19 protein-coding genes and 1 pseudogene are annotated in these 19922 nt (G+C 70.9%); 9 read left to right on the forward strand and 11 right to left on the reverse strand.

The genetic code is table 11. The features are described from left to right. Positions 1–13 precede the first annotated feature (13 nt). Positions 14–823 (forward strand): helix-turn-helix transcriptional regulator, encoded by an 810-nt coding sequence (locus HUT19_RS31015; protein ID WP_176183621.1) that lies wholly within the window; start codon positions 14–16, stop codon positions 821–823. Then, a complete protein-coding gene (locus tag HUT19_RS31020; RefSeq protein ID WP_176183622.1) occupies positions 820–1071 on the forward strand; it encodes a DUF397 domain-containing protein in 252 nt (83 codons plus the stop codon). The genes HUT19_RS31015 and HUT19_RS31020 overlap by 4 nt, the downstream gene beginning before the upstream one ends. Here the strand turns inward: HUT19_RS31020 and HUT19_RS31025 are convergent. Further along, on the reverse strand, positions 1068–1883 hold the full coding sequence (locus tag HUT19_RS31025; RefSeq protein ID WP_176183623.1) for an NAD(P)-dependent oxidoreductase: 816 nt from the start codon (positions 1881–1883) through the stop codon (positions 1068–1070). The two genes, HUT19_RS31020 and HUT19_RS31025, sit on opposite strands and share 4 nt — an antisense overlap. Before the next feature lie 221 nt (positions 1884–2104). Here HUT19_RS31025 and HUT19_RS31030 point away from each other — a divergent pair, with 221 nt between their 5' ends. The 3 genes and pseudogenes from HUT19_RS31030 (at position 2105) to HUT19_RS31040 (ending at position 5051) form a co-directional block, all read left to right on the forward strand. Beyond that, the gene (locus HUT19_RS31030; RefSeq protein WP_176183624.1) at positions 2105–3058 is read left to right on the forward strand and encodes a 5-dehydro-4-deoxyglucarate dehydratase; all 954 of its coding nucleotides are present in this window, start codon (positions 2105–2107) and stop codon (positions 3056–3058) included. Beyond that, positions 3055–4026, forward strand: a pseudogene (locus tag HUT19_RS31035) (hypothetical protein). The gene HUT19_RS31030 and the pseudogene HUT19_RS31035 overlap by 4 nt, the downstream one beginning before the upstream one ends. A 221-nt stretch (positions 4027–4247) precedes the next feature. Continuing rightward, positions 4248–5051, forward strand: a complete 804-nt coding sequence (locus HUT19_RS31040; protein ID WP_176183625.1) for a polysaccharide deacetylase family protein — start codon at positions 4248–4250, stop codon at positions 5049–5051. On the opposite strand, the gene HUT19_RS44380 is transcribed toward HUT19_RS31040, so the two are convergent. Beyond that, positions 5039–5455 carry a hypothetical protein gene (locus HUT19_RS44380; protein WP_368661718.1) on the reverse strand — a complete coding sequence of 139 codons (417 nt, stop codon included), beginning with the start codon at positions 5453–5455 and terminating at the stop codon, positions 5039–5041. The two genes, HUT19_RS31040 and HUT19_RS44380, sit on opposite strands and share 13 nt — an antisense overlap. 120 nt (positions 5456–5575) lie before the next feature. On the opposite strand from HUT19_RS44380, the gene HUT19_RS31050 reads away from it, so the two are divergent. Next, positions 5576–6796 (forward strand): right-handed parallel beta-helix repeat-containing protein, encoded by a 1221-nt coding sequence (locus HUT19_RS31050; RefSeq protein ID WP_176183627.1) that lies wholly within the window; start codon positions 5576–5578, stop codon positions 6794–6796. A gap of 16 nt (positions 6797–6812) precedes the next feature. Here the strand turns inward: HUT19_RS31050 and HUT19_RS31055 are convergent, their stop codons facing one another. The 5 genes from HUT19_RS31055 to HUT19_RS31075 form a co-directional block, all read right to left on the reverse strand. After that, on the reverse strand, positions 6813–7793 hold the full coding sequence (locus HUT19_RS31055) for an aldo/keto reductase (protein ID WP_176183628.1): 981 nt from the start codon (positions 7791–7793) through the stop codon (positions 6813–6815). A gap of 63 nt (positions 7794–7856) precedes the next feature. Then, positions 7857–8534: a response regulator transcription factor gene (locus HUT19_RS31060; RefSeq protein WP_176183629.1), complete on the reverse strand. Its 678-nt coding sequence runs from the start codon at positions 8532–8534 to the stop codon at positions 7857–7859. Further along, the gene (locus tag HUT19_RS31065; RefSeq protein ID WP_254885872.1) at positions 8531–9802 is read right to left on the reverse strand and encodes a sensor histidine kinase; all 1272 of its coding nucleotides are present in this window, start codon (positions 9800–9802) and stop codon (positions 8531–8533) included. Before HUT19_RS31065 ends, HUT19_RS31060 begins: the two co-directional genes overlap by 4 nt. Beyond that, on the reverse strand, positions 9799–10815 hold the full coding sequence (locus HUT19_RS31070; RefSeq protein WP_176183630.1) for a hypothetical protein: 1017 nt from the start codon (positions 10813–10815) through the stop codon (positions 9799–9801). The genes HUT19_RS31065 and HUT19_RS31070 overlap by 4 nt, the downstream gene beginning before the upstream one ends. Before the next feature lie 116 nt (positions 10816–10931). Continuing rightward, positions 10932–11732 (reverse strand): IclR family transcriptional regulator, encoded by an 801-nt coding sequence (locus HUT19_RS31075; protein WP_176183631.1) that lies wholly within the window; start codon positions 11730–11732, stop codon positions 10932–10934. A gap of 134 nt (positions 11733–11866) precedes the next feature. On the opposite strand from HUT19_RS31075, the gene HUT19_RS31080 reads away from it, so the two are divergent. Both HUT19_RS31080 and HUT19_RS31085 read left to right on the forward strand, forming a co-directional pair. Further along, positions 11867–13396, forward strand: coding sequence for an aldehyde dehydrogenase (NADP(+)) (locus tag HUT19_RS31080; RefSeq protein WP_176183632.1), 1530 nt, complete (start codon positions 11867–11869; stop codon positions 13394–13396). Between the two features lie 180 nt (positions 13397–13576). Further along, positions 13577–14623, forward strand: coding sequence for an aminotransferase class V-fold PLP-dependent enzyme (locus tag HUT19_RS31085; RefSeq protein WP_176183633.1), 1047 nt, complete (start codon positions 13577–13579; stop codon positions 14621–14623). A gap of 139 nt (positions 14624–14762) precedes the next feature. On the opposite strand, the gene thpD is transcribed toward HUT19_RS31085, so the two are convergent. The 4 genes from thpD to ectA form a co-directional block, all read right to left on the reverse strand. After that, complete coding sequence (gene thpD, locus HUT19_RS31090; RefSeq protein ID WP_176183634.1) at positions 14763–15650, reverse strand: ectoine hydroxylase; 888 nt, start codon at positions 15648–15650, stop codon at positions 14763–14765. Between the two features lie 4 nt (positions 15651–15654). Continuing rightward, a complete protein-coding gene (locus HUT19_RS31095) occupies positions 15655–16059 on the reverse strand; it encodes an ectoine synthase (protein WP_176183635.1) in 405 nt (134 codons plus the stop codon). Positions 16060–16100: 41 nt separating this feature from the next. Beyond that, positions 16101–17366, reverse strand: coding sequence for a diaminobutyrate--2-oxoglutarate transaminase (ectB, locus tag HUT19_RS31100; protein WP_176183636.1), 1266 nt, complete (start codon positions 17364–17366; stop codon positions 16101–16103). A 138-nt stretch (positions 17367–17504) separates the two neighbouring features. Continuing rightward, positions 17505–18047 carry a diaminobutyrate acetyltransferase gene (gene ectA, locus HUT19_RS31105; RefSeq protein WP_176183637.1) on the reverse strand — a complete coding sequence of 181 codons (543 nt, stop codon included), beginning with the start codon at positions 18045–18047 and terminating at the stop codon, positions 17505–17507. A gap of 435 nt (positions 18048–18482) precedes the next feature. On the opposite strand from ectA, the gene HUT19_RS31110 reads away from it, so the two are divergent. Then, positions 18483–19655, forward strand: a complete 1173-nt coding sequence (locus tag HUT19_RS31110; protein WP_254885873.1) for an amidohydrolase family protein — start codon at positions 18483–18485, stop codon at positions 19653–19655. Positions 19656–19922: the final 267 nt, after the last annotated feature.

Consider the following 19922-nt stretch of genomic DNA (forward strand, 5'->3'; position numbering starts at 1 on the left):
GAGGGAGATGGCGATGGCGGGGACGGAAAGGTCGGCGTTCCTGAAGGGCTTCGGCAAACAACTGAAGCTCTTACGCGAACGTGCCGGACTCACCCAGGCGGAGCTGGCGTCGCGCCTCGGGTACAGCACGGAACAGGTGGCCTCGGTGGAGTGCGGGCGCCGCATTCCGAAGCCGGAGCTGATCGACAAGGCGGATGAGGTTCTGGAGGCCGGGGGCCTCCTGAAGGCGATGAAGGAGGAAGCCGCACTGGCGCGGTATCCGGCGTTCTTCCGCGATGCCGCGCGCCTGGAAGCCGAAGCGGTTGAGCTGTACGCCTATGACACCCATGTGATCAAGGGGCTCTTGCAGACGGAGGACTACGCACGAGCCATGTTCACCATGCGGCGCCCTTTGCTGGATGAGGAAACCGTTGATCAACGGGTCGCCGCACGGATGGAACGTCAGGCGATCTTTAACGTGCGCCCCGCGCCGTTGCTGGGCTTCGTTCTTGAGGAATCTGTTCTGCGCAAGCCGTTCGGTGGAAAACAGGTGCTGCGTGGACAACTTGAGCAACTGCTCCTCATTGGTGAGAAGCGCAACGTGGAGATCCAGGTGATGCCCACCAGTCGGGAGGACAACGCTGGCGGCGATGGGCCGCTGACCCTCATGACGCCCAAGGGCGGCGAACAACTTGCTTACCTGGAATGTCAAGGGCACAGCACACTGCTCACTGACCGAGAAGAGGTCCGCCCTATCGCTGCACGGTATGGGATCATCCGGGCGCAGGCTCTCAACCCACGGGAGTCATCGATCTTCATTGAGAAGGTGCTGGGAGAGCTATGAGTGACGGCATAGGCGAACTGGTCTGGTTCAAGAGCAGCTACAGCGGCGCCCAGGGCGGCGAGTGCGTCGAGGTCGCCATGGACTGGCGTAAGAGCAGCTACAGCGGCGGCGAGGGCGGCGACTGCGTCGAGGTCGCCGCATGCCCCGGCACCATCCACGTCCGGGACTCCAAGGACACCACCGGCCCGGTCCTCACGTTCACGGCCGACGAGTGGGCCGCGTTCGTAGGGTTCGCGGCCAACGGCTAAAAGCGGTCCCACAAGGGCGGGTTGGTGCAGAAGTCGCCGCCGAGGTGCTTGGTGTCAGGGTCTCCCGGTACCAGCTCGCCCTGCTCCGCGATCAGCTTCGCCGCGTACACCTCCGCGTTGTCCCGCGGCTCGTACCCCAGCTCGCGGGCGGACGAAAGGTCCCACCACAGACGGGTGTTGGCTGAGCTGCCGTAGACCACCCGGAAGCCCACCCCCTCCGCACTCAGCGAAGCGTGCAGCAGGCGGGCGGCGTCGGCCGGGCTCAGCCAGGTCGACAGCATGCGCACCGTGTGGGGCTCCGGGGTGCAGGAGCCGATGCGGATGGCGACGGACTCGATGCCGTACTTGTCCCAGTAGTACGAGCCGAGGTCTTCGCCGAACGCCTTCGACAGCCCGTAGAACGTGTCGGGGCGGTGCCGGACATCGATGGGGATCAGCGGATCGCTGTCAGCCACCGGGCGCGGGGTGAAGCCCACGGCGTGGTTGCTGGAGGCGAAGACCACGCGGCGGACGCCCGCCTCCCGGGCCGCCTCGTACACGTTGTGCGTGCCCTCGAAGTTGGCGCGCAGGATCTTCTCGAACGTCGACTCCACCGAGATGCCCGCGAGGTGGACGATCGCGTCCACGCCCCGTACGGCCTCGCGCAGCGCGTCCTTGTCCGCCAGGTCCGCGGTGATGGCGTCCGGCTCGCCCTCGATGGGGACGAGGTCCAGCAGCCGCAGCTCGTAGCCGTGCTGCGGCAGCAGTTCGCGCATCAGGGTGCCCATACCGCCGGCGGCGCCGGTGAGAAGGACGGTGCGGGGAGCGGGCATGGGCGGATCCTCCCGGGAGCGCATTCTTGTCCATGTATACAGTTCAGATACATGGACAACCTAGGGAGCGGCCGCCGGTCCGTCAAGGATGTCGTCGAGGCGGAGGTGACGTCCAGCGATGTGATGCCGTGAGCCTTGACCGGCCCCGCGCGGCTGTCCTACGGTGACGGCGTTCATGAATATAGATGCCGATCAGAAACGTGCACGCCTAAGGGGAGCCCGTGACCTCAGCCTCACTCGCCGAGCGCCTTGATGGACTGCTGTTCTTCCCTGTGACCGCCTTCGGGCCGGACGGTGCCGTGAATCTCGAGGTCTACCGGGTGCATGTGCGCGCGGGGATCGAGGCGGGGGCGGGGGCGGTCTTCGCGTGCTGTGGCACGGGGGAGTTCCACGCCCTCGCGCCCGAGGAGTTCCACGCCTGCGTCGCCGCCGCCGTGGAGGAGGCCGACGGCCGGGTGCCGGTGGTGGCGGGGACGGGGTACGGCACGGCACTCGCGGTCCGGTTCGCCGAACTGGCCGAGCGGGCGGGGGCGGACGGTCTGCTCGCGATGCCGCCGTATCTGGTGGTGGCGGACCAGGAGGGGCTGGTGCGGCACTACCGGACGATCGCGGAGGCGACCGGGCTCGAGGTGATCGTCTATCAGCGGGACAACGCGGTGTTCGCGCCGCGCACGGTGGCCCGGCTCGCGAGGGTGCCCGGGATCATCGGGCTGAAGGACGGCCTCGGTGACCTCGATCTGATGCAGCGCATCGTGAGCGCGGTGCGGGAGGAGGCGCCCGAGGAGGAGTTCCGCTACTTCAACGGGCTGCCGACCGCCGAGCTGACCGGGCTCGCCTACCGGGGCATCGGGGTGCTGCTCTACTCCTCGGCCGTCTTCTGCTTCGCGCCCGAGGTCGCGCTCGCCTTCCACGAGGCGCTGACCACCGGGGACGACGCGACCGCCGCCCGGCTGGTGGACGGCTTCTACCGACCGCTGGTCGAACTGCGCAACAAGGGGAGGGGCTACGCGGTCTCGCTGGTGAAGGCGGGCGTACGGCTGCGCGGGCTGGACGTGGGGGAGGTGCGGTCACCTCTGAGCGAGCCGAGCGCCGCCCATGTGAAGGAGCTGGAGGGGCTGATCGAGCGCGGTCTCGCCCTCTTGGGCGATGGCGACGGCGGTGGGGGCGGGCGGTGAAGACCGCCGCCTTCGTCTATCCCTGGGAGGTCGTCGGCGATCCGGACGCGGCCCGGCGGATCGCCGATCTCGGGGTTCAGCAGGTCACCCTGGCCTCGGCCTACCACTCCACCCGCGCGCTGACCCCGCGCCATCCGCGGCACCGGCTGGTCACCGCCCGGTACTCGGCCGTGCTGTACCCGCCGGACGAGGGCCGCTGGTGGGGGTGCGCCGTGCGCCCGTATCCGCAGTCCTGGGTGCCGGGCCCGGACCCGTACGGCGCCGCGGCGCAGGCGCTCACGGACGCCGGTCTCGAGGTGCGCTCGTGGGTGGTGCCGGCGCACAACTCCGGTCTGGGGGAGAAGCGTCCGCCGACGTCCGTGTGCAACGCGTACGGCGACCGCTAGCCGTGGGCCCCTTGTATCGCCCGGCCCGAGGTGCGCGGCTATCTGCTGGACCTGGTCGCGGAGGCGGCCGTACGCCCCGGCACCCGGGGCACCGTGCTGGAGTCCTGTGGCTGGTACGGGCTCGCCCATCCGCACGGGCGCGACAAGACCGGCGGGGTGCCGCCGGGCGGGACCGCCGGGTATCTGATGTCGCTGTGCTTCTGCGGCCTCTGCCGGGCGGGGTACGCCGGACTGGGTGCCGATCCGGCTCCGCACCGGCTGGGCGCCAACGCCGGTGGGGACCCGGCGGAGCTGCCGGCGCGGGCGGACGGGGTGGTGCTGCCGTGCACCGGGGGCGAGGCGGCCCGATCGGCCGTGCTGGAGCCGTTCGCCGCGCATCGGGGCGCCTCCCGGGCCCTGGTGGCCGCCAACTTCACCGTGGTGAAGGGGGTGGGCGGAAGCCCGGCGACGCTCGCCGAGGACGCCGCGCACGCGCGGGCCCTCGGCACCGATGAACTCCGGCTCTACCACGCTGGACTGGCCTCCGACGCGGATCTCGCCCTGGTCCGCGAGGTGCTGACGCACCTGCGCTCACCCGCCTGACCTCGCACCTTTCCGCTCACTCAGCCACCCGCACCCCTCTATACACCCGGTGTATACGTGGGGTGTATAGTGAGCGACCGTGTTGTCAACTATACGGTTTTCGACGTCTGTTGACGGCATACAGACCACTAGAGCGTGCATGTGCCGTTATGAGACCGCTGAACGACCTGACCAGGGCGGAACCGGCATACGCCGCACAACTTCCTCAAACGGGGTTCTTCATGAGGCGAATAGGCCGCATATCCGGGCTGGTGACGGCCGTGACCCTGGCGTTGAGCCTTACGGGCTGCGGCGCCTCCTACGACACCACCTCGCCGCGCGGTGCCAGGGAGGACGCGGTGAAGGGCGGGCAGCACACGACGGGGAAGGCGAAGAACGCGCCGCGGGGCTCGAAGGACGACGACGCGGAGTCCGTCGACTGCGCCCAGGCCAAGTGCGTCGCCCTGACCTTCGACGCGGGCCCGAGTGAGAACACCCCGCGGCTGCTGGAGATCCTGAAGAAGAACCACGTCCACGCGACCTTCTTCATGCTCGGCAAGAACCACATCGAGAAACACCCCGACCTGGTGCGGCGGATCGCCGACGAGGGGCACGAACTGGCCAACCACACCTGGTCGCACAAGATCCTGACCAAGTCCGACGACGATGTCGTCCGTTCGGAGATCTCCCGGGTGCAGACGGCCGTGAAGAAGCTGACCGGCCGGACGCCCCTGCTGATGCGTCCGCCGCAGGGCCGCACCGATGAGCGGGTCTCGAAGATCAGCCGGGAGCTGGGGGTGGCGCAGGTGCTGTGGAGCGTCACCGCGAAGGACTACCAGACCAACGACTCCGCCCTGATCAAGGAGCGGGTCCTCGACCAGACCGACCGCGACGGCGTCATCCTGCTGCACGACATCTACCAGGGCACGGTCCCGGCGGTGCCGGAGATCCTCGAGGAGCTGAAGAAGCGGGGCTACACGGTGGTGACCGTGGGCCGGCTGATGGCTCCGGCCACGGCGGAGCCGGGCAAGGTCTACAAGCCCTGAGGCAGCGCCCGGGACGCCGGCGCCCCGCTCACCCCGTCCGGGGTGAGCGGGGCCAATGCCTCCGGCGGTGTGAGGTGTTCGATGACCAGGCCGGTCATCGCCAGATGGAGCGGCACGACCGTCGGCTCGTCGTCCGGTGGCCCCGCGTCCAGGTGGAAGCGGATGTTGTCCCCGAGGGTCGCGTTCATCGTCCGCGTCAGCTCTTCGCGCAGCCGCGGCCCTGGTTCCGGCTCACCGACCTCATCGTCGCGAGAGCGTCTCCATCCAGACCCATGAGCGCGCCGCGCAGGCGGCGGTTCGGCGCGCCACCCCGGCGGATATCGGCCATGGCGGCCGGGCGCGCCGATCAGGGTTGGCCACAAAGCGATCAAGAGTTGTCGGACCCTATCGCCAGGGAGGTCCATTTTCGTAATCTAAGAATCCTCGAGACGGCGGCAACCTAGTCTGGACTGGCGGCAACTACGGCACGGAACGGCCGGTCCTGATCCCCCGGCCCGTTCTCCCGACGCAGAACAGGAGTTGCCATGAGGGTGAGACGCAAGCGGGGCCGCCATCGCCGCCGCAAGGACCGCACGCTGCCGCTGGGCAGCGCGGTCATCGTGGCATCGGCTGTGGCGGGGGTGTATCTCACCGCATCCCCGGACGGTGCGCAGGCCGTGCCCAGCACCGTCTATGTCTCCCCGGGCGGCGACGACAGCGAGTCGGGCACGCTCGCGTCGCCCTTCCGGACGCTGGAGAAGGCGTTCTCGGTCGCCGAGGCGGGCACCACCATCGAGGTCCGCGGCGGCACCTACTACCCGGCCCGGACCCTGCGCAGTTCGGTCGACGGCACCAAACGCGAGCGGGTCGAACTGCGGCCGTACGAAGGCGAGAAGGTCCGGATTGACGGCTCCCGGCTCCGTCCCGGCTCCGCCCTGGTCGCGCTCAGCGGCGACTTCTGGACCGTCTCCGGCCTCGAACTGCGCAACGCCCCCGGCGGCGGGCTGGTGTGCGTCTCCTGTTCCCAGGACGTCTTCAAGAACCTGACCACCCGGGGCAACGGCGACACCGGACTGACCCTGCGCGGTGCGAACACCACCGACAACGTCATCCGGAACCTGGACTCGTACAACAACCACGACGACGCCACCGGCGGGCAGAGAGCCGACGGCGTCGCCATCACCCACGGCTCCGGCACCGGCAATGTGATCACCGGGTCCCGGCTCTACCACAACAGCGACGACGGCGTGGATCTGTGGATGTGGGCCAGCCCCGTCACCATCGAGCACTCCTGGGCGTACGGAAACGGCGAGAACCGCTGGCAGATCCCCGGCTTCACGGGCGACGGCAGCGGCTTCCAGCTCGGCGCCGACCGCGTCCCCGCCCCCTCGCCCGCCCACGTCGTACGGACCTCGGCCGCCTGGAGCAACAGCAAGAGCGGCTTCGCCGCGGGCGGCAACAAGGGCGACCTCCGCATCCAGCGCACCACCGCCTTCGGCAACCGGGGCGACGGCTACGACCTCGACGGCTCCCACGCCCGGCTGCGGTCCAACCTCTCCGTCTCCAACGGCCGGGCCAAGGCCGACATGGGGCGCTCCGCGGTCTCCCAGGGCGACAACTGGACACCGGGCGCCCTCCCTTCGCCGCCCTTCGTCACCACCGACGCCACGACGGCCTACGGCTCCCGGCGGCAGGACGGATCGCTGCCCGTCACCAGCTTCCTGGTGGTGATGGACGGCACGCCGACCGGCTCGCCGATGAAGTGACCGCGGCGTCCGGCCGTCAGTGGTGGCCCATGATCGGGCGCGGCCGGTAGGGGGCTTCCAACCGGGCCACCTCGGCCTCGTCGAGCTCCAGCTCCACCGCCGCCACCGCGTCGTCCAGATGCGCGGTCTTCGTGGCGCCCACGACCGGCGCCGTCACCGCGGGGCTGCCCAGCAGCCAGGCCAGGGCGACTCGCGCCGGTGCCACCCCGCGCTCGGCGGCCACCGCGCGGGTGGCGTCCACGATGTCGAACTCGGCGTCCGCGTACCACTTCTCGACCATGGCGTCGTTCCGCGCCCGGGTGGTGGGGCCGGAGCGGTCCCGGTCGCGGTTGCCCGCGAGCAGACCGCGCGCCAGCGGGCTCCAGGGGATGACCCCCACCCCCTGGTCCAGACAGAGCGGGTTCATCTCCCGCTCCTCCTCCCGGTACAGCAGGTTGTAGTGGTTCTGCATGGAGACGAACCGGGTCCAGCCGTGGGCCGCGGCCGTGTGCTGGGACTTGGCGAACTGCCACGCGTACATCGACGACGCCCCGATGTACCGCGCCTTCCCCGCCCGCACCACGTCGTGCAGCGCCTCCATGGTCTCCTCGACCGGGGTCTCGGGGTCGAAGCGGTGGATCTGGTAGAGGTCCACGTGGTCGGTGCCCAGCCGCCGCAGTGAGGCGTCGATGCCCGCCATGATGTGCTTGCGCGACAACCCACGGTCGTTGGGGCCGGGGCCCATCGGGGAGTACACCTTGGTGGCGAGCACATAGTCCTCGCGGCGGGGGAACAGCTCGCGCAGCAGCTCGCCGGTGATCTCCTCGCTGCGGCCCATGGCGTACATGTCGGCGGTGTCGAAGAAGGTCACCCCGCCCTCCACCGCCCGGCGCACGATCGGCCGCGCCGCGTCGATGTCGAGCTGCCACGGGCGGTGCTCGGGGCTGCCGTAGCTCATCATGCCCAGGCAGATCCGGGACACCTTGACGCCGGAGGTGCCCAGCCGCGCGTACTCCATGTCGCTTCCCTTCTCACCGTCCCCGCCCCTCGCCTCCCAGCAGACCACCACGGAGGCCGGATGTCAGCCCGGGGTGACGAACCCGCACTCGTACGCCGCGATCACCGCCTGGGTGCGGTCCCGGACGCCCAGCTTGGCGAGGACGGACGCCACATGCGTCTTGACCGTGGCCGGTCCCACCGCCAGCCGCTCGGCGATCTCGGCATTGGTCAGCCCGCAGGTCATCAGCCGCAGCACCGCCGCCTCCCGCTCGGAGAGCCGGTCGCGCAGCCGCCGCGCTTCCCCGCGGCCGTCCGCGCGGGGGGCCGCGTGCGCGGCGGCCAGCGCCCGGACCGCGGCCGGGAACAGCAGCGAATCGCTCCGCGCCACCAGCCGCACCGCCCGCACCAGTTCCTCCGCGCGGGACCGCTTGAGCAGGAAGGCGCTGGCCCCGGCGCGCAGCGCGTCGTACACATAGCTGTCGTTCTCGAAGGTCGTCACCACGATGATGCGCGGCGGCCCGGGGACGGTGCGCAGGATCTCCTCGGTGGCGCTGATGCCGTCCCCATCGGGCATCCGGACGTCCATCAGGACCACGTCCGGCCGCAGTCGGCGGACCAGCGGGACGGTCTCGGCGCCGCTGCCCGCCTCGCCGACGACCTCCAGATCCGGTTCGCTGGACAGGATCGCGCGCAGTGCGGTGCGCACCATCCGCTCGTCGTCGGCCAGCAGCACCCGCAGGGTGGACAGCGGGGCGGTCACCGGGAGACCTCCAGGGGGAGCCGGACCGTCAGCCGCCAGACGTCACCGGCCGGTCCCCAGTCGCAGGCGCCGCGCAGCAGTGTCGTCCGCTCGGCGATCCCGCGCAGGCCCCGGCCGCCGTCGGTGCGGTGTCCCCGGACGGTGGCGTCCACCGGGTTCTCCATGCTGATCTCCAGTTCCTTCCGTTGCTCGTCCTCGCCGATGCGCAGCCGCACCGGCACCGGGCCGGCATGGCGCAGTGTGTTGCTCAGGCCCTCCTGCACGATCCGGTACGCCTCGCGGGAGACCACCGGCGGCAGCGCGCCGAGCGGGCTGGGCGCCGTCAGCTCGACGGTGACGCCCGCGGCGCGGGTACGGTCCAGCAGCCCGGCCAGATCGGCGAGGGTGGGGGAGGGGGCGGTGGCCGCCCGGTCCTCGCCCTCGCGCAACAGCCCCAGGACGCTGTCGAGTTCACCGACGGCATCGCGGCTGGTCTCCTCGATGGCGGCCAGGGCCTGCCGGGCGAACTCCGGGTCGGCGTCCAGCACCTTGCGGGCGGCGCTCGCCTGGAGGGTCACCGCGCTGAGGGCGTGGCCCACCGAGTCATGGAGTTCACGGGCGAGGCGGTTGCGGGAGGCCAGCCGGGCCGCCCGCTCCTCGGCGGCGGCCAGCCGTTCGGCCGGGGCCGGGCCGAGCAGCGCGGGCGCACAGCGGGCCAGCAGCGCCCCGGCGCCCACGGCGACGGCCACCACCCCGGCCAGCAGCGCGGTCGCGGCGATCGGGGCGACCACCGTACGGGCCCCGGTGAACTCGGTCGGCCAGCCCAGCTCCCGGGCGTTCGAGGCCCCGGTGAACGGCAGCGTGAACAGCAGCAGCGCGGCGGGCGGCAGGGACAGGGTCACCCCGCTGACCACCCCGCCGACCGCCAGGTGCAGGGCGTACCAGAGGGAGGTGCGGGTGCGCGCGTCCCACGAGGTGGCGGGCCCGGCGGCCAGTTCAGCGGAATCCGGGAGCCCGCACAGCGAGCGCGCCGCGGTGGCCTCCAGGGGCCGCACCAGCGGAAAGAGCGCGGTGACCGCGGTGAGCGGCAGCGCGGCGACGAAGGTGACGAGCTGCCAGCCCAGCGAACTGAAGGGATGTGCACGCGGCACGACCACGGAAAGGATCACGGTGGTCAGCAGGAAGTACGGCATCAACAGGGCGCCGCCGAGCACCAGATGGACCCAGCGGAGCCGGGTGCGCCGCCCCAGCGCCGTACGGGCCGCCCGCCGCCACCACGCGCCGGTCACGGTGTGCGGCACTCCGCGGCGCGGCCCGCACGGACCCTTTGGCGCCGCCGGCCACGGGTGTCGTGGCCCTTCCCGCTGAAGAAGTACGCACCGGCCGTGAGGACCAGCAGCCCGACGATCATCTGCACAGCGTAGGTCACATCCATCAGCGCCGTCGGGGCCTCCGCCTCCTCGTCGGCGGTGAGCCCGGCCAGGGTCAGCCAGGCGCCCCAGCAGGCCAGCGCCCCGGAGCCGACCCAGGCCAGCGCCAGCGGCAGGGCCGGCCGGGCCCGGCGCCCGGTGCGGAAGGCGAGCATGACCACGCCGACGACGGTGGCGGCGGCGAACAGGGCGTACAGCGCCTCCAGGACGTAGAAGTCGCCGGTGCGGCCCGCGGCCCGGTCCTCGCTCAGCCCGGCGGCCGAACCCCCGGCCCACAGCAGATGGGTGGCGGCGGGCAGCGCGGCGAGTACGCCGATGATCACGGCGGTGAGGCGGTGCGCCGCGCGGGCCGGGGTCCACGCGGGCAGATCGGCGATCCGGCCGCGCCACAGATGGCCCCAGCGTTCACGGGCGTACAGCACGAACAGGGCGCCCAGGGCGAGCCCTTGGACGATGAATCCGCCGTAGACGACGCCGTAGACCCAATCGGCCAGGAACCGTCCCCGCTCCTCGGCGTGGTCGTCGCCGCTTCCGCCGAAGCCGAGCGCCCTGGTCACCAGTTGGGCCGGGAAGCCGGTCATGATCGGGGCGAGCAGCCCGCAGGCGGTCCATGCCGGCAGGGCCGGCAGCCAGGCGGGGACCCGCCTGCCCCAGGGGCGGGTGAGCAGCAGGGCGAGCACCACGACGGCGGCGTCCATGAGGAGGGTGACGCCGTTGATGACGAGCATCGACGTGCGCCGGCCGGGCTCGAGCAGGGTGCTCCCCTCGGGGATGCCGAGGTGACTGCCCGCCATCCAGGCCGACTTGAGGGCGATGTACGGCAGAACGGAGACGATGGCGACGGCCCGCAGGACAGGTCGGGAATCGGTCATGTCCTTCAGGGTCCCGGGCCGCCGCCCCTTCGCGCCTCGGCCCGGCCGATGATCCGCCTCCGCCGCGCGGCGGAGGCGGCCGTCCTCCCGGCGGGACCGCCGTCCTGCCCGCGGGGCTACAGACGGCGGGTGGCGAGGGTCAGCCGGTCGCGGGCGTCGAACAGCGCGTCCTTGATCATCTGCTCATGGGTGGGGGTCAGCCGGGCCACCGGCACCGAGCAGCTGATCGCGTCCCGCGCCGGGGTGCGGTAGGGGATGGCGACGCCGAAGCAGCGCAGGCCAAGGGTGTTCTCCTCACGGTCCACCGCATAGCCCTGTTCGCGGATGGTGTGCAGCTCCTCGATGAGCTTCTCGCGGTCGGTGATGGTGTTCTCGGTCAGCGGGTTCAGCGTCTCCGGCAGCATCGAGCGCACCTGCTCGTCGGAGAAGGTGGCCAGCAGCGCCTTGCCCAGCGCGGTGGAGTGGGCGGGCAGCCGGCGGCCGACGCGGGTGAAGGGGCGCAGATAGTGCTGCGACTGGCGGGTGGCGAGATAGACCACGTTGGTGCCGTCGAGCCGGGCGAGGTGGATGGTCTCGGTGGTGTCGTCCGAGAGCCGGTCCAGGGTGGGGCGGGCCGCCGCCACCACCTCGTCGCCGTCGATGTAGGAGGTGCCGACGAGCAGCGCGCGCACCCCGATGCCGTAGCGGGTGCCGGTGGCGTCGGTCTCCACCCAGCCCAGCTCCACCAGGGTGCGCAGCAGCATGTACAGGCTCGACTTGGGGTAGCCCACGGCCTCCTGCACCGCGGCCAGGCTGTGCATACCGGGGCGTCCGGCGAAGAACTCCAGCAGTTCGACGGTGCGCACCGCGGACTTGACCGGACCCCCGCCCTGGGCCGCGCCCGACTCGGCAGCTCCGCCCGACGCGGTAGCAGACATCGCCTTGACCCCTCTGTTCGGCCAGCCATAGAGTCCCGAGGGGGAAATTCACCATCCGGGACAGCGTTCAGCGTATCGAACAACGGTCGAGATGCGAGACGCAAGCAGTGGATACACAGCAGGAGGAATCCGCGGTGTCAGCACCAGTGTGGAGCGTCGACCCCCGAACCGGAAAGCAGCGCGAACAGGTCGCTGTCGAAGCCACCGCGGACGAGGTGGACCGCGTGGTGTCGGCCGCCCACGCCGCACGCGGCGCCCTCGCGGACCGTACGCTGCGCGCCGCGCTGCTGCGCACCGCCGCCGACCTCCTCGACTCCTCGCGCGATCTGCTGGTCGAGGCCGCCGACGCGGAGACCGCGCTCGGCCCCGCCCGGCTCACGGGTGAACTCGCCCGCACCACCTACCAGCTGCGGTCCTTCGCGGACGTGGTGGACGAGGGCGGCTTCCTCGACATCCGCATCGACCACGCCGACCCCGCGCAGACCCCGCCCTGGCCCGATCTGCGCCGCCACAAGGTCCCGCTGGGCGTCGTCGCCGTCTACGCCGCCAGCAACTTCCCGCTCGCCTTCTCCGTACCCGGCGGTGACACCGCCAGCGCCCTGGCCGCGGGCTGCCCGGTCGTGGTGAAGGCCCACCCCGACCACCCCGTGACCTCCGAACTGGCCGCCGCCACCCTGCGCCGCGCCGCGGAGCGGGTCGGACTGCCCACCGAGCTGATCGCTGTGGTGCACGGCTTCGACGCGGGCCTGGACCTCGTCCGGCATCCGCTGGTCGCCGCCGCGGGCTTCACCGGCTCGATCCGGGGCGGCCGCGCCCTGTTCGACGCCGCGGCCGCCCGGCCGGTGCCGATCCCCTTCCACGGCGAACTGGGCAGCCTCAACCCGGTGGTGGTCACCGAGGCCGCCGCCGCCGAGCGGGCCGAGCAGATCGGCGCGGGCCTCGCGGGCTCGATGACCCTGGGCGTCGGCCAGTTCTGCACCAAGCCCGGCTTCGTCCTCGCGCCCGCGGGGGAGACGGGCGACCGGCTGGTCACCGCCCTCACCGACGCGGTCAGCAACACCGACCCCGGTGTGCTGCTCGACCACCGGATGCGCGACGCCTTCCTCGCCGGGATCCTCGAGCGCGCCGAGCTGCCGGAGGTGAAGGCCCCGGTCACCCCGGGCGCGGGCAGTGAGCACACGGTCAGCGCGGGCTTCCTGACCGTCCCGGCACGCCTCCTCGCCGAGGAGGGGCCGCACGACGTCCTGCTGGAGGAGTGCTTCGGCCCGGTGACCGTGGTCGCCCGCTACGAGGGCGACGCCGACATCACCGCCGTCCTCAGGCGGCTCCCCGGCAACCTCACCGCCACCGTCCAGATCTCCGCCGCCGAGGCCGAGGACGAAGGCGGCCGGGCCGCCGCCCTCCTCGCCGAGCTGACCCCGCTCGCGGGGCGGGTCCTGGTCAACGGCTGGCCGACCGGTGTGGCCGTCGCCCCCGCCCAGCACCACGGCGGCCCCTACCCGGCGACCACGTCCACCTCCACCTCCGTCGGCGGCACCGCCGTCGAGCGCTGGCTGCGGCCGGTCACCTACCAGGACACGCCGTCCGCACTGCTGCCGCCGGAGCTGCGCGAGGACAACCCGCTCGGGCTGCCCCGCCGGGTCGACGGCGTCCGGGAGCGGTGAGACCGGTGCGTCCGGACAAACGTCCGACCGGCTGATGTCCACACCCCCGGTTCTGACCCCCGCGTCCCGTCGCGCCGCAGAAACGTCGCAGGTCAGAGGGGATCCATAAGGGTCACTTGAAGGCATGCGTCACAGATGCGCAATGGACGCGGGGGCGGGCCCGTCCCATAGTTGATGGACATGGAGAGCCTGGCCGGCGCGGAGTTCGCGCCACAGACGACGTATCTCAACACCGCGTCCAGCGGTCTGATCCCCGCACGCTCCGTGACCGCCATGAAGGCGGCCCTCGACGAAGCGGCGGCCGGAGGCCCCGCCGCCGATGTGGCCTTCGAGGCCGTCGAGGAGACCCGCGCCGCCTACGCCCGGCTGGTCGGAGTACCGGCGAGCCGGGTCGCCACCGGTGGCTCGGTCGCCGTCTTCGCCGGAATGATCGCCGCCTCGCTGCCCTCCGGCGCCGAAGTCCTGGCCGCCGAGGGCGACTTCAGCTCCCTGGTCAACCCCTTCGCCGTCCGCCGCGACCTCAAGCTGCGCACCGTCCCGCTGGAGGAGATCGCGGACGCCGTGCGGCCCGGCACCGCGCTGGTCGCCGTCAGCGCCACCCAGTCGGCGGACGGCCGGATCGCCGACCTCGACGCCGTCCTTACGGCGGCCCGCGCCCATGGTGCCCGCACCCTGGTGGACGCCAGCCAGGCCGCCGGATGGCTGCCGGTGAACGCCGCCGACGCCGACTACACCGTGTCCGTCGGCTTCAAGTGGCTGATGTGCCCGCGCGGGGTCACCTTCCTGACCGTGCCCGAGGACCTGGGCGGGCTCACCCCGGTCTTCGCGGGCTGGGTCGCGGGCGAGAAGCCCTGGGACAGCTGCTACGGGCCGGTGACCGAGCTGGCCCACTCCGCCCGCCGCTTCGACGAGAGCCCCAGCCTGTTCTCCTACGTGGCCGCCAAGCACTCCCTGACGCTGGTCGAGGAGCTGGGTGTCGAGGCCATCGCCGCCCACGACCGCGCGCTCGCCGACCGCTTCCGCGCCGGGGTCACCGAGCTGGGCCACCGGTGCGTGGCCGCGCCGGGCTCGGCGATCGTCTCGGTGCCGGGGCTCGGGGACGCGGCGCCCCGGCTGGCCGAGCGGGACGTCTACGTCTCGGCGCGGGCCGGGAACCTGCGCGCCTCGTTCCACCTGTACAACACGGCGGCCGAGGTGGACCGGCTGCTGGCGGTGCTGGCGGGCTGAGCACGCCGGACGGGTGCTCGCAAAGCTGGGCACGCCGGACGGACGCAGACGAGCCTGAGGGGAGCCGGGACATCCCGGCTCCCCTCAGGCTCAGGCGCGCGTCAACTCACCGTACGGCGGCGGACATCGGCCGGGGACCTCACCGCACCGGGGTGAAGTCCCGCGCTCCGATGTACTCCGGCCGCCGGACCGGCGCCGCGAACGGCTCCACCGCGGTGTTCTCCACGCTGTTGAACACGATGAAGACGTTGCTGCGCGAGTAGGGCGTGATGTTGTCGCCCGAGCCGTGCATGCAGTTGCAGTCGAACCAGGTGGCCGACCCGGCCTTGCCGGTGAACAGCTTGATGCCGTGCTTGTCCGCGAACGCGGTGAGCGCCTCGTCCGACGGGGTGCCCGCGTCCTGCATCTGGAGCGACTTCTTGTAGTTGTCCTTCGGCGTCGCACCCGCACAGCCGAGGAAGGTGCGGTGCGAGCCGGGCATGATCATCAGCCCGCCGTTGGTGTCGAAGTTCTCGGTCAGCGCGATCGAGACGGACACGGTCCGCATGTTCGGCAGGCCGTCCTCGGCGTGCCAGGTCTCGAAGTCCGAGTGCCAGTAGAAGCCCGATGCCCCGAAGCCCGGCTTGACGTTGATCCGGCTCTGGTGGACATACACGTCCGAGCCCAGGATCTGGCGGGCCCGGCCCACCACACGCTCATCACGTACCAGCTTCGCGAAGACCTCGCTGATCCGATGGACCTCGAACACCGACCGCACGTCCTGCGACTTCGGCTCGATGATCGAGCGCGCGTCGGCACGCACCTCCGGGTCGTTGATCAGCCGGTTCAGCTCGCCCCGGTAGACCGCGACCTCGTCGGGAGTGATCAGCTGCTCGATCGCGAGAAAACCGTCGCGATCGAAGTCGCTGAGCTCGGACTCCGGGATCGGGCCCGGGGCTCCGGGCTCGGACCACACCACCGGGTCCACCCGTGGTGTGGCCACCTCGGTTGTTCCTCGGGTCGGGTACAGGTCAGTGACCGTGGTCATCGGATCAGACCTCCTCGTCCTCTGTGATCAGCGGGTATACGCCGTTCTCATCATGGTCCTCCCGTCCGGTGATCGGGGGGTTGAAGACACAGACGCAGCGGAAGTCGGTCTTCGGCCGCATCGTGTGCTTCTCATGGCCGTCCAGCAGGTACATGGTGCCGGGCGTGATCCAGTGCTTCTCGCCGGTCTCGTCGTTGGTGAGCTCCGCCTCGCCCTCGACGCAGAGGACGGCCTCGATGTGGTTGGCGTACCACATGGACGTCTCGGTGCCCGCGTAGAGCACGGTCTCGTGCAGGGAGAAGCCGACCCGCTCCCTGGCCAGCACGATGCGCTTGCTCTCCCAGGTGCCGGACTTCGCCTTCACATGGCGTTCGGTGCCCTCGATGTCCTTGAAGGATCGGACGATCACGGTGAGTTGCTGCCTTTCTCTGTGGTGCTGTTACGGAACGGTCAAGCGGTCTCGCGGACCGCGCGGGCGAGGGTCCGCAGGCCCTCGTCCAGCTCCTCGGGCGAGATGGTCAGCGCGGGGAGCAGCTTGACCACCTCGCTCTCCGGGCCCGAGCTCTCGACCAGCAGGCCGAGCTCGAAGGCGCGGCGGCACACGGCGGAGGCGCGGTCCTTGTCGTCGAACTCCAGGCCCCAGACCAGACCGCGGCCGCGGAACTGGGCGCCGGTCTGCTCTTCCTCGCAGATGGCGCGCAGCGCCTGCTCGACCTGCTCGCCGCGGGCCAGCGTCTGCTTCTCCATCTGGCCGTCGGACCAGTAGGTGTCCAGGGTCGCGGCGGCGGTGACGAACGCCGGGTTGTTGCCGCGGAAAGTGCCGTTGTGCTCGCCCGGCTCCCAGATGTCCAGCTCGGGCTTGAACAGGCACAGCGACATCGGCAGGCCGTAGCCGCTGATGGACTTCGAGACGGTCACGATGTCCGGGGTGATACCCGCCTCCTCGAAGGAGAAGAAGGCACCGGTGCGGCCGCAGCCCATCTGGATGTCGTCGACGATCAGCAGCATGTCCTGGCGCTCGCACAGGTCGGCCAGGGCACGCAGCCACTCGGGGCGCGCCACGTTGATGCCGCCCTCGCCCTGGACCGTCTCGACGATCACGGCGGCGGGCTTGTTGAGGCCGGAGCCCTGGTCCTCGAGCAGCCGCTCGAACCACAGGAAGTCCGGAACCTGGCCGTCGAAGTAGTTGTCGAACGGCATCGGGGTGCCGTGGACCAGCGGGATACCGGCACCGGCGCGCTTGAAGGCGTTGCCGGTGACGGCCAGCGAGCCCAGCGACATGCCGTGGAAGGCGTTGGTGAAGGAGACGATCGCCTCGCGGCCCTTGACCTTACGGGCCAGTTTCAGCGCGGACTCGACGGCGTTGGTGCCCGTCGGGCCCGGGAACATGACCTTGTAGGGCAGGTCACGCGGGCGGAGGATGTTGTTCTGGAACGACTCCAGGAACGCGCGCTTGGCGGTGGTGGACATGTCGAGTCCGTGGGTCACGCCGTCGCGCTCGATGTAGTCGATCAGTGCGCGTTTCAGCACCGGATTGTTGTGGCCGTAGTTGAGTGACCCGGCACCGGCGAAGAAGTCGAGGTAGGTGTGGCCGTCCTCGTCGTACATGTGGCTGCCCTGGGCGCGGTCGAAGACCGCGGGCCAGCCGCGGCAGTAGCTGCGCACCTCGGACTCCAGGGCCTCGAAGACGCTCAGGGCGGGCGGGGTGATGGTCACAGCATTCTCCTGGGAGATGAGTCTTACGAGGGGGGTGAGGAGGGGGTGATGGGTGGGATGAAGAGTTCAGGGGCCGCGGTCAGGGGCCGCGGTCGGGGCGGGGCCGGATCGACGGTGACCCGGTTCGCCAGGACCGGATCAGGGCCGGTCCGCGAGGGGCCCGATGCGGTACAGCACCTCGGGCTCATGTCCTCCGTCGGGGAACAGTCCGCCGTCGAAGAGCACCTCCCGCTCCACCGGCGCACCGTGCCGTTCGGCGAACGAGGTGAACAGCCGGTTCGAGGCGGTGTTGTCCGGGGTGATCGTGGTCTCGATGCCACGGACTCCCATGCCGGCGACGCGCAGAGTCAGCCCGTCCAGCAGCGTGGCGGCCAGTCCGCGGCCGCGCCAGGCGTGGTCGACGGCGACCTGCCAGACGACGAGCGTCTCGGGGCGCTCGGGGCGGATGTAGCCGGTGATGAAGGCGACCGGTCCGCCCGCGCCGTCGCGGGCCACCACGGAGGTGGCTGCGAAGTCACGGCACCACAGGAGGTAGCTGTAGGAGGAGTTGAGGTCCAGGGTCTTGGAGTCGCGAGCGATTCGCCAGATCGCGGCTCCGTCCTCGACGCGAGGCGTGTCGAGGGTCAGTCCCTCCGGCAAATCCAATTCGCTACGGGCTAGGTCTGCTTGTGCGGCGGTCATGCGAATTAAATTTACCGAGCGGAATCGGAAAATGCATCGTGGGGAGGGGTTACGCGGAGGGGGGTTCATGTGTTATCACGCGGGCACGTGCGTACGCGCGGCGGATCGCTGAAAAGCGTTGATTTGTACGGGAGTTAGTGGGGCGAATCGCCTGACGTGTGGAGTCCGTCACATCTGCGTAACCGGCATGTGACGGGCGTGAATTCTGGGATCCAGGCCGTGGGAAAAATCTGGGTTTAAGGTCCCGGAGACGGGGCAGACGATTGTGGGAAGCTGCGCTGGGAAAGCGTCACGAATTTATCTTTTGGCGACCCTGAATTCAATCCTCCGCGGAGAAGTCTGCTGGAACGTACAGGGAAGTCGCAGAGAAGCCGGGCGGAACGCACAGGGGGTAATCGGGGCGAGGGTCGTACCCGGTCTCGTACAGTGCGTGACATGAGGGATGGCGCGGTGCTGCACATCAAGGGCAGGGTCCTGGTGGGGCCGGGGGACGAGCATGCTTCCGGGGGCGGCGGGGCTGCCGGGGCTGCCGGGGTCCGCGAGGCCGCCGGTGCCACTGGGAGTGCCGAGAGTGTCCGGGACGAACTGTGGGTGGTCGACGGCAAGATCACCTTTCAGCGCCCGGCCGGCGCCCGTGATGTCCGCCTCATCGAGGGCTGGGTGCTGCCCGGCCTCGTCGACGCCCACTGCCATGTCGGCCTCGACGCCCACGGCGCCGTGGACGAGTCCACCAGCGAGAAGCAGGCCCTCACCGACCGTGAGGCCGGGGCGCTGCTGCTGCGGGACGCCGGATCGCCCGCCGACACCCGCTGGATCGACGACCGCGAGGACCTGCCGCGCATCATCCGCGCGGGCCGCCACATCGCCCGCACCAAGCGCTACATCCGCAATTACGCGCATGAGATCGAGCCGGAGGACCTGGTCGCGTATGTCGCGGCGGAGGCGCGCCGCGGCGACGGCTGGGTGAAGCTGGTCGGCGACTGGATCGACCGCGAGACCGGGGACCTGTCGGCCTGCTGGCCGCGCGGCGCGGTCGAGGCGGCCATCGCGGAGGCCCACCGGCTCGGCGCCCGGGTCACCGCCCACTGCTTCGCCGAGGAGACGCTCGCCCCGCTGGTCGAGGCCGGGATCGACTGCATCGAGCACGCCACCGGGCTGACCGAGGAGACCATCCCGCTGTTCGCGGAGCGCGGGGTCGCCATCGTCCCGACCCTGGTCAACATCGCCACCTTCCCCCGGCTCGCCCAGGGTGGCGAGACGAAGTTCCCGCGCTGGGCGGACCATATGCGGCAGCTCCACGCGCGGCGCTACGAGACGGTGCGCGCGGCCTACGACGCGGGCATCCCGATCTTCACCGGCACCGACGCGGGCGGCTCGCTCGCCCACGGGCTGATCGGCCAGGAGGTCGCCGAACTGGTGAAGGCGGGCATCCCGGCCCGGGACGCTCTCTCGGCGGCCACCTGGGGCGCCCGGGCCTGGCTCGGGCGGCCGGGCCTCACGGAGGGGGCCTCCGCGGATTTTGTGGTGTACGAGACGGATCCGCGGGAAGACGTGCGGGTGCTGACGTCGCCACGGCGCGTGGTGCTGCGCGGACGGATCGTGGCCTGACGTACGGAGAGGACTGGAGGCTGGGGGATCCGGGGCCGGGGTGCCGAAGGGGACACGAGGAACGGGAGGGACGCGGGGGACGCGGGGGCGTAGGGGTGCGGGAGAGCGCGGGAGTGCCGAAGGTTCGAACTCAGCGCCAGAACCCCACCCATTGGGATGAACGGACATCATGTGTCTGCCTGTTTACCCTCAGTGCGCAAATATGGCGGAGTCGAGGCCGTCGGCGCCCGTGGAGTCCCCCGCGGCAGGCGCCGGCGGCTCCATGTC

This window comes from Streptomyces sp. NA02950, assembly GCF_013364155.1.
Taxonomy (GTDB): domain Bacteria; phylum Actinomycetota; class Actinomycetes; order Streptomycetales; family Streptomycetaceae; genus Streptomyces.